The organism is Synergistaceae bacterium, assembly GCA_012728235.1.
GTDB lineage: Bacteria > Synergistota > Synergistia > Synergistales > Synergistaceae > JAAYFL01.
Genome location: JAAYFL010000008.1, coordinates 23,051 through 32,041 on the forward strand (window position 1 = coordinate 23,051; position 8,991 = coordinate 32,041).

7 protein-coding genes and 1 pseudogene are annotated in these 8,991 nt (G+C 38.4%); 1 reads left to right on the forward strand and 7 read right to left on the reverse strand.

Going from position 1 to position 8,991, the window contains the following annotated elements:
* Positions 1 to 18 precede the first annotated feature (18 nt).
* The gene (gene recA, locus GXZ13_00455; GenBank protein NLX74318.1) at positions 19 to 1,164 is read left to right on the forward strand and encodes a recombinase RecA; all 1,146 of its coding nucleotides are present in this window, start codon (positions 19 to 21) and stop codon (positions 1,162 to 1,164) included.
* Positions 1,165 to 1,250: 86 nt separating this feature from the next.
* On the opposite strand, the gene GXZ13_00460 is transcribed toward recA, so the two are convergent.
* From GXZ13_00460 to GXZ13_00490, 7 genes and pseudogenes are all read right to left on the reverse strand, one after another.
* Positions 1,251 to 1,619, reverse strand: coding sequence for a pyridoxamine 5'-phosphate oxidase family protein (locus tag GXZ13_00460; GenBank protein ID NLX74319.1), 369 nt, complete (start codon positions 1,617 to 1,619; stop codon positions 1,251 to 1,253).
* 88 nt (positions 1,620 to 1,707) lie between these two features.
* Entirely contained in the window at positions 1,708 to 2,895 is a 1,188-nt protein-coding gene (locus GXZ13_00465; GenBank protein ID NLX74320.1) for a hypothetical protein, read from the reverse strand.
* Positions 2,896 to 2,969: 74 nt separating this feature from the next.
* Positions 2,970 to 3,776 (reverse strand): annotated as a pseudogene (locus tag GXZ13_00470) (SDR family oxidoreductase).
* 69 nt (positions 3,777 to 3,845) lie between these two features.
* Positions 3,846 to 5,870: a beta-lactamase family protein gene (locus tag GXZ13_00475; GenBank protein NLX74321.1), complete on the reverse strand. Its 2,025-nt coding sequence runs from the start codon at positions 5,868 to 5,870 to the stop codon at positions 3,846 to 3,848.
* Between the two features lie 450 nt (positions 5,871 to 6,320).
* A complete protein-coding gene (locus tag GXZ13_00480) occupies positions 6,321 to 6,683 on the reverse strand; it encodes a hypothetical protein (GenBank protein ID NLX74322.1) in 363 nt (120 codons plus the stop codon).
* Between the two features lie 32 nt (positions 6,684 to 6,715).
* Complete coding sequence (locus GXZ13_00485; protein ID NLX74323.1) at positions 6,716 to 8,197, reverse strand: ribonuclease HI; 1,482 nt, start codon at positions 8,195 to 8,197, stop codon at positions 6,716 to 6,718.
* A gap of 165 nt (positions 8,198 to 8,362) precedes the next feature.
* Positions 8,363 to 8,911, reverse strand: coding sequence for a hypothetical protein (locus GXZ13_00490; GenBank protein NLX74324.1), 549 nt, complete (start codon positions 8,909 to 8,911; stop codon positions 8,363 to 8,365).
* Positions 8,912 to 8,991: the final 80 nt, after the last annotated feature.

Here is an 8,991-nt window from a genome sequence, read left to right on the forward strand (position 1 = left end):
AATATGGGAGGTAAACAAATGGCTAAGAAGTCGGCAGTAACCAGAGAGGATATTCTGGAACAAGCACTGAGTGAAATTCGAGGTAAATTTGGCGACGGTGCAATTATGCGCCTTGGCGATGAAGTAGAGACAACAGCAGAAGTTATCCCGACCGGAATACTGCCGTTGGATGTAGCTCTTGGCATTGGCGGAGTTCCCAGAGGGCGCGTCATAGAGATATTTGGCCCGGAAGGCGGAGGAAAAACAACCCTCGCACTTCACATACTTGCAGAAGCACAGAGAAATGGCGGTTACGTTGCATTTATTGACGCCGAACACGCTCTTGATCCAAGACTTGCCGCATCAATAGGAGTCGACACGGCAAATCTATACATGTCACAGCCAGACAGTGGAGAACAAGCCTTCTACATACTAGACACACTGGTTCGCAGTGGCGCCTTTGATGTAGTTGTCGTTGACTCAGTCGCAGCTCTAACTCCTCAGGCAGAAATAGATGGAAAAATGGGAGAGGGCTCAAATCAGGTCGGCCTTCATGCAAGACTCATGTCATACGCACTCAGAAGACTCACAGCCGCAATATCAAAAAGCAATACCTCCGTTATATTCATAAATCAGCTTCGCGCACAAATCAGTACAGGCTACAGCTACGGCGGTCCCCAAGAGACGACAACCGGTGGACGTGCCCTCAAGTTCTACAGCTCCGTAAGAATAGAAGTCAGACGCGGCAAACAGGTAACTCAAGGCGATACAGTAACAGGACACGAACTCTGGCTCAAAGTCGTTAAAAACAAACAAGCACCTCCATTCCGTACGGCACGAGCAACACTCATTTACGGAAAGGGAGTTCCCAAATCCGTCTCAGTAGTAGACATGGCTCTCGACAGAGAAGTCTTTAAACGCAGAGGCTCATGGATAACATATAAAGGAGAAACTCTTGGTCAGGGCAAAGAAAACGTAGCTAACTACCTGAGCGAGAACCCCGAACTTATGGAAGAAGTTACAAAAGACGTCCTACACACAGTCGCAGAAGGACTCGGTCTTCTCATGGAACCGAATATGAACGATGATGACGACTTCTCAACTCCCGATCTGGAAGCTTCCGTAGAAAGCCTCCTCGAAGAAGGAGTAATACAGATGGACATTGAAGAAAAAGATAAAAAGTAAATAAAAGAATAGTTTAAGTTAAGGCGGCAGATATTCTGCCGCCTTGTTTTTTTATAAAACTCATTATTGCAGATTACAGTTATACCCTAAAGAGTTTGACTTACATTATTTATCTTAACGACTAAGATTGCTCTCATCCATGGGAATTTTTCTTTCATCTGATCAAATTCTTCTCCTTCATAAAAGAATCTACCTATTCCCTCTATTAAAAATCCTGTCCCCATAGAGTGAAAGCCTTCTACTTCACGACTACCCAAGGTCATCAAGACTCTGCTGTTTTCTTTTAAGTTTCCCTCTGTAGTATTCATTCCACCTGCCGGAATCAGCACTTTTTCTCCCTCTATAATCTTAAGATAGCTGTTCCAAGTATTTACTACGTGGCTTTCTATGTCTTGAGTGACTATTGAAACAACTCCTTCATGCTTTAAGACTTCAATCATTTTTTCCGGAATCATTGTCTTCATCTGCCTTTCTTTTTACTAATATACTTCTAAATTACCTTAATACATTTACCATGTCCTGTTTTTATACATTTAATCTCTTCTATTCGGCGTTAATTTTATCAATTTTCAAAAGTAGCGACAGAAGGTAGAGAAGAAGTACTCCATTTGCAGTAAGAATTATGCCCAAGAGTGGCCCTGGTATGAGATTTCTTATCAGCATCGATGTTCCGAAAACTATCGAAAGTGTGCTAATTGTTGTCTGTGTAACAGTAAGTTTTGTCAATATCGCAGGGAGACGAGGCCTGTTCGCTTCTCTTTTCCTAAGCGAGAGCAACTTTCTTGATATCGGGATTGTTCCACCAACTATGTAGAGAAGAGCAATTATCAAAGTCAGACATGGAAGCATTATTTCAGGAACTATGCATGAAATAATTCCCATGGAGGCAAAAATGAGTCCCAGTGAAACGAGAGACCATGTTCTGGCGAACGCTCCCAAAGGAGTGTTTCCGAATGCCATCATCTTCAGAGAGATAATGACGACAAGGAGTCCGAGTTGCGCACTTCCGGAAAAAGGCAACATCCCCAGTTTGATAGGGATCAACAAAATTCCGAGCAATACCGTCAACACGCCTACTGTGAGCATACAAGCTCTCTCATTTGAAAGCTTTATTTTGCCGCCAATTTCTCTAATGCTTTCAGGGTAGACCTCATAGACTCTATAAAGCACAAAACAGAGTGAAAGAAGAAGCATCCCGTATAACAGCAACAAAATCGCAGTCGCTGAACCTGAAACAATATCTCCCTTCACAAGCAAGACTGAAATAAATATCGAAAAGGAGTAGACTGCTGCGCAGTTGAAGGCGAGTTTTAGAAGTATTCCACCCTCATTTTTCCACAGTTTAAAATAGCTTTTTGACATGAACATTCGGAGCAAAAGGAAGAGCCCTCCAGGGCCGAAACATAGAAAAAGAATTATTCTCGGAATGTTTTTCAAAATATCCGGAACATAGCATGTGACTATTCCGACACAAGCAATCAGAATGCCAAATATCAACAAAGGCAGTGTTCTTTCAGAAATATCTCCGAACGGTGTTTTTCCGAGCACCACAATTTGCAGTGCGAATATGAATATAAGCAGACCGTACAGGCCGTTCTCATAGTATGGAAGTTTGCCGGCATAGACGGGGAAGAGCAAAAGCCCGGCAATCAACATGGCGAGACCGGCAACCATGAGGACTACAATATCCATCGGAATTTCAACTTTTTTTAAAGCCCACGAGACTCTCATCTCTTCACCTCCATAATTTTAATAATTTGCGAGGCGTACTTGGAGCGTTATGTTTTTATAGTAAGAGAAATAAATTAAATGTAGGTGCCCTTTGTTCTGTAGTTTTCTCTTCTCTCGTCCGCCATTTTTTTCATCAGCTTATCAAAATCATCTCTCTTCTCTCTGTACAGGTAGTCTATTATTCTTGCTGTCTCAGGAAAGATTATGCCAAGTGACTTTTTCTCAACTTCTGCAATTATGTATTCAACCGCATCTTCAATACTAACTGAATCGGCTGGTGCTTGAATGCCTGCAAAAATGGGAGTGTTGACGTTGCCCGGGCAGATATAGCTGAAGCTCAATCCGTAGCTTTCAAGCTCATATTGCAGAGATTCCATCATTGATATCACCGCGCTCTTTGTTGCCGTATATACAGCTTGATAGGGGAAGGGGACTTTGCCTGCAAGGGATGCCGTTGTGATTATATGGCCGAATCCCTGATCTCTCATAATAGGAATGGCGCTGTATGTTCAGTACACTACACCCATCAGATTCAGATCTACAATGTATTTCCATATTTCAAACGTAATCACTTCAGTTGGCAGAGTCATTCCCATGCCGGCGTTATTAAAGAGAAAATCAATCTGCCCGCCACGCTCTTTTGCCTTAGATATCAAATTTTGGACTTCATCTAACTTAGTGACATTAGTAAGTATCGGGAACACTTTGCCTGGGTAAACGCTCTTCAGACGGTCGGACTCTTTCTCTAAATTGGCTTCGTTGAAATCGCCCATAAATATTGCTTTCGCGCCTCTTTTGAGCAGCTCTTCTGTAATCCCAAGCCCTATTCCCGAAGCCGCTCCCGTTATCACTGCCACTTTATTTTCAAAGTATTCACTCATATCAAGCCCTCCTCATAACAACAGTTCAATAAATTCGCAATATTCGACTTAAATCAAATAGCAAGGTTTTTATTTTGATATCACCGTAAACTTGTCTCCGACAAGTCCAAAAGATGCGACATAACTTCCTGGTGGCGCGTAGATTTCGTCAGTAGAGAGGATACTGTCATAAATAACTGAGTTATCTCTATCTCCGGCTATTACCATAATTCTTCCGTCAAACGGCAATTCAAACGAAAGCAGTGTTCCACTTTCGACCCTACGCCATTCGCTCAATCCCTCTTTTTCTATGACAATCGCATTTTCTCCTGTTTTAATACTTTGCACGGCATTAGCATCTGAAAAAAGGAATACATTGCTCTTTGCCCAAAGCACACCATCTTTTTCATAAATACTTAGCTCAGACTGATCTCGGAAAAATGGTGCCGCATAAGATGCATTATGTTCGTCTTCTACTCTTAAAGGACTTACAAGAGTCAAATATCCGGGGAGTTCTTTAAATGTCGAAGACTTGGCAACAGGAGCTTCTCTTGAGAACTGTGAAGACGCCGGTAGATTTCTCATAAGCCAAAGCTTTCCATCTACGTCGGTGAAAAGTTTTTTGGGATTGGCAAGCTTGGGAACACTTTGGCACATCACGACATCGGCTCCATACAACGGATCTTTCTCTGAGACGAAACAAAGATGCTCTTCATCTTTAAGAAAATATCCGCTGAAGTTTATATCGAAAGCAACAAAAGAGCCGTTGCTGTAGACAAAATGACTTCCGGCTCCCTCCGCCGCACCATGAAAAATCTTATCTGAATCAGAGAGGACGTCCGTTGTCTTCATTCCCTTTCTATCAGAATCAAATTTAATTTTGATGAAGTTTCCGCCGTTCGTATAAAATCCCTCGAAAATATCAAGTTCATGCCGAATAATTTCAGCTTCTGGTGGACACACTACTTTCTGTTTTGACGGTACTGGCAGTCCTTTATCCTTTAAAAGCCCGTCAAGAATCGACCTTGCAACATACTCTCCGCTTGTTCGTCCAGAAAGACTTGCCACAACTGCCAGCCTCTTGTCCGGAATTATCAAAAGCCCCGTGGAGTAGGCTCCAGTGCCCCCCGTCTTGGAGTACAAGTCTATGCCGAGAGAATCGTAGTTAGGTAAGTAAGAATAATCCCAGCCAAATGAATCTAAGAGATGGGAACCTCGTAATTTGGAAGAGAAGGGAGTTGGCTGGCTTTTGAGCATTTCTTCGAGAGAACGATTAGAAAGTATCTTCTTTCCACCCGAGCAGAAACTGTCGGCAAAACGGCACATATCTTCTGCCGTGGAAGACAGTCCGCCTGCTGCATGGACGAGAATAACTTCCGGAGGGAGTTTCTCTCCACTCTGTGGGTCATAGAAGTCCGCAATATCTCCGCCGACTTCACCCACGCTTGTATATGTATTATTCATTTTTAAGGGTTGGAATATTCTCTTTGAAAGAAAAGCAATAAATTTCTCTCCGGTTATTTTTTCGACAATCATCTCAGCAAGAGTAAATTCATCATTGCAATAGACGCTCATTGCTCCAGGAGCATGTTTGAGGTTTGATTCCTTTAGCCGTTCAAGCAGCATTCTGTGAGTGTCGCCGTGAGGAGTGTAGCAGAAAAAGAAACTGGATCCAGGAAGTCCGGAAGAGTGGTTCATCAACATTCTTATCGTGATGTCTTTATACCTGTCGTCTCTCATGGTAAATTCGGGAAGATACTTGATTACTTGGTCGTCAAGTGAGATTTTACCATCATCAACAAGCATCAAGAGGGCTGTGGCCGTAAAAATTTTGTTCGTAGAGCCAACGTTAAACCTCGTAGTCTTGTTCACATATCTGCCGTCTTTTCGATTTGCCGCACCAAACCCTTCGGAGTAAACGATTTTTCCTCCGTCCATAACAGCAACTGTCGCCGAACTGCAACCTCCAGAAGTAATTGCTCTCCAGACACTCTCGCGAGCACTTTCCGCCGTGTTTCTGTACTCTGTGCTCTTTGTTGGAATACACAGGTACAAGACAAAACAAACTGAGAGCAATACAAGAGAAAGCGACCTTATGTTTCTACGGTTTAACATCATTATCATCTCCTCAGAAATAGAAAGAAAATCTATTTCTGGTTTATGAAAACGACGAGAGTTTCTCTCTGAATTTTCCTCCCTTTTTAACTATTTATCAAGATGAAAGGGGAAAAGTATTTGAGTCCTAAGCTTTTTTAAGCATAAGATTTTATAATATTCACATCTTTTTTTATTTATGCAGGCCTATTAAACTAAGTTTATATAACTGCCTAAGCTCATTTAAATAAGATGTTCAACTTAGGTTTAACAGGGGATCAAAACCTTGAAGAGGAAAAAGTTATTGATCGGTGGTATATGTATATGCTATATATATTAATTTTGTTTTTATTTTAATAGTTCCTAAATTTTGAAAATCGTCAAGTTGTTCCCGTCTTCTCTAGTGCCGTAGCCATAATACAAAAAACACCCAAATCTCGTTGGGTGTTTTTTGTAATGTAACTTTAGTTATTAACCGAGAGTATATAGACAATTACTTATTTTCTCTTTTTGTGGAATGGTTAAAATAGAATTATTTAGTTTACTAAGATTATTTCTTATTATATCGTTTGCTAACTTTAATATATTTTGGTCTACATCAATATATTCGTACTCATTTAAATCGAGATAGCCTTCAGCAGTTACTTTACTTTCAATGAATCTATACTGATTGATACCTGAAACTAAAGCAGCATCAACCAGTATAGCCGTACCTTTTAAAGAGGATAAATTAATTGACCTTAAAATATCTGAAAGTTTTTTATCGTAGTCTAACAAAGTAATGATTTTTTTAAATTTGATAGTTTCTATATTGGTGATTAGATAATTGTTCATTTAAATTATCCTCCTTTCACCGCAAATTGATATTAGCATATTATATAATACTTGTTTATAAGTTCTAAGCCTTCCAGTATTAAATCTCTCGCTACGCTCATATCAGATATAACAGGAGTATCAATAGAGTCTTTTGACCAATGTGCATATGGATGTCGTATTTTATTATAAAAATTATACAAATCGTTTAAAAATTCTATTTGCTCTACAGTAGCGTCGCCTTTTTCTGAAGTGTAGTAATATCTGGAAGAACCCTCTTCTCGATTGAAATAAGAAAAATAGTTTTTTCCATTGCTTGTCATGGTGTTATTGCCTAGTTTATCTCCCAATATTCTATGTAAATAATACTCCATTGCCCTAAAAACAGGCGTAATCAAGCATGTATAATCTGGCATATATCCGACCAGCATCGTATTATATATGGCTGATAACATATTATTATAATGTTTTAAATCTCCAATTTCACCAGGAAAATTTGGTAGCAAAATTTTTAATTTATTTTCAACCTCTTCTTCTTCTATTGTCAAAGCATGATAAGTATTTAATGTTTCTATAACTGCACTTTCTGTTGGCAGCCTTTCTATCGCATAGGATATTGTTTTTTGAAACAGCATACTTTGCTTCCCCTGAACATATGATTTATCACCAGGATAACAACTAATCACCATCTTATCTTTTATATATGAAACCTCTATTTTACTTAAATGATTCTTAGGTTTTGTAATGTTTTTTATTATTTCTTCTTCATTATATTTTTTATTTTCTACTGATACTTCTCCTATTATATTTATCCAATTTTCTAAGCTGAAGCCTATAAAATACACAGATCCATCATTATAAGCCTTGTATCCTTTAGATAATAAAGATCTTTTTGCTAAATCATCAGCCATTTCATTATAGATTATTCCGCTGTGTGCTTTTGCATGCATAAAATTTATTTTTATTAATTTAGATTTTTCGTCAATAAACTTAGTGTATTCCCTTGTAATTTTCTTATTCGCTTTCCATTCTTTTTTTGCCCATTTCTCAATTCCCTCATAATCATAATAAATTGTAATTTTCTTATTATTGTTTTCTATCGCCCATAATATTGATTCTCTAACTCCACTTAATTCGCCTGCTACATTTCTAGACTCCATATACTCTTGTTTTACATAAGCTTTGAATAGTTTCTGTTCATGTCCTTTAGTAAACAAGATAGCACCGAATCCATATTTTTCTTTTCCATCTATATCAGGAGAATAACTGCCATCTACAAATGCAATCACCTCTCCTTCATTAAGGTTTTGTATTTTCTTTTCTATTTCTTTATTAACATCATAGCCTTCTTCATTTAAATCTAACTCAACACGGTCTTCCCTATTTGAAATATAAATTTCAGCTTCTTCCAACGTTGGGAAAGATTTATATTCTGCTCCTGAAAAACCTTTTACTTGTTCTTCAGTTTGAGCCCACGTTTGATATATGCCCGGAATTCTACCTATTTTAACTGCATAAAATTTTAGTTTTGACATGTTATACCTCTTTTCGAATTTAACAAATCAGAATAATAAATAGATATACTAATTACTTCCAAACTTATAGATTTTTATTTTTTAAAATATTTTTTATATATGGCTTGTTATTAACACAATCTTAACAGTTAGTGTCAAGTAATGTTAGTAAAAACAACTTGATCTTTAACGCCATTCAAGTGAGCTTTTGTTTTTAAGGTAGCGTGCGCATGTAAACTTTTTGATGGGTGGTCCAGTTCTAATATTATTCATCAACCTCCAAAACCATTGCCTTGGGATTTCTTGGGTTATTTGTGCAGGATATTCATAACTATATTTCATATCGTTATAGTCATCTTTTTTGTAAGAAACTTTGTATGTTGGTTGAAGGTAGTTTTGAATACCCCAGCGTATATTGTTGAGCATCTCACTGAGATAGGTCCCGTAGTAAATAAAATAATTATCCTGCAAATGTGTCCGAAAATCATCTAATGCCAGTGGGATTTTTTCTAGTGAAACTGAGTTTTCATTGTTATTGTTATTTAAAATTTTATGTATTAGTTTTGACACGCGGGTTAATCGTGAAAGGTTGTGTTTACAATGATTACCCGATATCTCAATTAAGTCTAATCGACTTACCTTGATGTCTGCTTCGAGGTCAAGGGTTGGCAACCATAGATTGATTGGAGTTTTATATTTTAGCCATGCATCCAACTCTTGAACTGAATTTTTCAAAGATTCGATACTATTATCTTGATTAAAGGAGCAAGAATTACATACAGATTTCAATACTTTTAAACAAGAACCATCCACTC

Excerpts from the sequence above, each read along its gene's own strand:
- GXZ13_00460 (NLX74319.1), bottom strand. The coding sequence starts at position 1,619 with ATGATTCCGGAAAAAATGATTGAAGTCTTAAAGCATGAAGGAGTTGTT.
- GXZ13_00485 (NLX74323.1), bottom strand. The coding sequence starts at position 8,197 with ATGTCAAAACTAAAATTTTATGCAGTTAAAATAGGTAGAATTCCGGGC.
- GXZ13_00475 (NLX74321.1), bottom strand. The coding sequence starts at position 5,870 with ATGTTAAACCGTAGAAACATAAGGTCGCTTTCTCTTGTATTGCTCTCA.
- GXZ13_00480 (NLX74322.1), bottom strand. The coding sequence starts at position 6,683 with ATGAACAATTATCTAATCACCAATATAGAAACTATCAAATTTAAAAAA.
- recA (NLX74318.1), top strand. The coding sequence starts at position 19 with ATGGCTAAGAAGTCGGCAGTAACCAGAGAGGATATTCTGGAACAAGCA.
- GXZ13_00465 (NLX74320.1), bottom strand. The coding sequence starts at position 2,895 with ATGAGAGTCTCGTGGGCTTTAAAAAAAGTTGAAATTCCGATGGATATT.